Below are 2280 nucleotides of genomic sequence, written 5' to 3' on the forward strand. Positions count from 1 at the left end.
GGCTTAGAAACGGAGTACATCATGCCCCTTTTTGCAGAACTTGACGCACGTGACTCGTCATCGGCACGGCTCTAAATTGTCGTTGGTCATCGGCACGGTACCTTTTGTCATAAGAAATCGGTACTCTCAAGCATGATTAAGCGAGCGCGAAAACCGCTGGGCTTTGAGAGCGATTATGAGCACGAGCACGAGAAACAGGAACAGGGTTGTGGGCAAAGCCCACGTCAGGGGGACTTTATGGACAAACGGGGCCTGTGAAGCGTTTCACTTTGCTGCTGAAGTCCACCGTACCCCTCAGCTTCGTTCCCGGCCGGTAATCCATTTTCAACCCGTTTACACGGCAAGGCGGGCGGACGAATGCGCTTCGGGTTCGCTTCCCACGGCGTTGTCCGTTTCAGCCAGACGGATATGCACGTGCGGACGGCTTCCATCGTGGCCGCAACAGCTGAGTTTGCGCCCCTCGTCGCAATGACAACGCAACTCCGCCACAAGACCGTTTACGGGTTCCGGGAAAAAAAGCACGGAGGTCAGGGGAAACTTGCGGCAAAAAATTTCAATGGCGCGCACGGCTTCCTTGGCGGAGCAGACCTGTTGTCGAACACGTCCGCCCGAACGAAGCGTCACCGAATAGGTGGTGTTCGGCGCCAGCCCGCTGCCCACGTAGCAGGCAGCCTTTACGGGATCGCTGAATCGTTCGTGCATGGCTTTTCCCTCACACGTCAACTCATCTACATGTCACATTGTTTATCAATCCCGCCTGCCGTGATTTTACCAAATAAATTACCCATAAACCGATCAATAAAAAGTCTCCACCGGCCCGTCACCAAGCCGATGGAGACTTCCTTAACGTCTCACTTCGCCCATCGTCACATTCCTTGCGCCGTTTGGGCCGGCATAACAAGGAACATGTGTTCAGTGGCGTTTTATTTCCGGCGAAGCGCGAATGCTCCACCCGTCAGGCAGGCGCCCGCCAGCGCCGCCAAACCCACCAAGCCGCCAACCGGCAGATATGGATTCAGGGGCGAAAGCGGATTGCTTGCCGCATCCACGAAGTCCTCGATGGCGACATCGGCCTTTGCAGCCTTCAGAATGTTGTAAATTTCAAGATTGGTGACGCCGTTCTTGTCATAGTCGCCGACACCGGAGAAGGGCTCATGGGCCGCCTTGCCGGACGTCACGCCGTAAATCGGAATCGCGCCCGGCGTCGTCAGGGCGATCGTGCGGTCCAGCGCCGCAACAATAATGTCCACGTCCGCAATCAGCGCATTGATGTAGGCCTTGTCATCCGGGCTCAGGGGCGATTCTTCCCCAGTCAGGAGCGCCATCTGGGTTGCGATGTCCAACACCTGCTGCCGGATCGCCGTTACGTCGCTGAGAATTTCGGATGTCAACAGATTGAGCACCGATGCCTGGATTTCGGTGTCCAAGCCCATGAGCGCCGCGACCGCTTCTTTGAACCCGCGCAGCGTGTTGCCCAATACCGGCAGTACGGCGCCGTTGATTTCGGGCGGCAGATCCGCAACAAAACCGTCGAGCTCCGTCGCCGCGCTGTTGAGGGCGTCAATGACCGCCTGCGGGACCAACTCCGGAACATAAGGCGTCAAAATGGTTGCCACTTGGTTCAGACGGGCCGCCGCCGAAGGAACAGGCGGATTGGCGGTCGGATTGCCCAGCAGAATGCCAAACACGGCCACCAGATCGTTCACCAACGTCGTGTAGTGATTCATGTTGGTGTCGAACTGGGCCTGAACGGTCGCATTCCCTTTGCACAGCAACGCGGCCAACAACGCCATCTGGTACTTGTCCGGAATGCCGTCTCCGGCCATGCCGTTTTCAAGATCCGCCTCGTCATACGAAGGGATGCCTTCCACGCCGAAACCGGCAATCGTCTGGATCAGCATTTGCGCTTCCGGTTCGATGGTGAGCCACAGGCTGCACCCGTCCAGCGTTACCGGCGGAAGCGTCAACGTTGCCGCCATGCCGGGGGCCGCACACAACATAATCGCCAACAATACCAACCCTTTTTTCATCTTCAAGACTCCTCTCTTCGTGTTTGTTCCTTTCGGGAACATGCCATACCTTACCCAATCAGCCTCAATTCCACATGAAACCCAAACCAAACCATGAATCCGCTCCGCAACCCGAGGATTCATGCAAACCACTACCTTACCTTTTCAAGGTGACTTCAATATAAACTACTCGAGGCCAATCTGTCAAGAAAAAAATACAGAAAAAAGACGGCGGAAATCCCCGTTTAGAGGCCCGGCCTTGGTGATTCTT

General features: G+C 56.1%; 2 protein-coding genes. Both read right to left on the bottom strand.

The features are described from left to right. Positions 1 to 333 precede the first annotated feature (333 nt). Positions 334 to 702 (bottom strand): hypothetical protein, encoded by a 369-nt coding sequence (locus P5540_19810; GenBank protein HRT67060.1) that lies wholly within the window; start codon positions 700 to 702, stop codon positions 334 to 336. 221 nt (positions 703 to 923) lie between these two features. Further along, entirely contained in the window at positions 924 to 2030 is a 1107-nt protein-coding gene (locus P5540_19815) for a hypothetical protein (protein HRT67061.1), read from the bottom strand. Between the last annotated feature and the right edge of the window lie 250 nt (positions 2031 to 2280).

It is taken from the genome of Candidatus Hydrogenedentota bacterium (genome assembly GCA_035450225.1).
Classification (GTDB): Bacteria; Hydrogenedentota; Hydrogenedentia; order Hydrogenedentales; family SLHB01; genus DSVR01.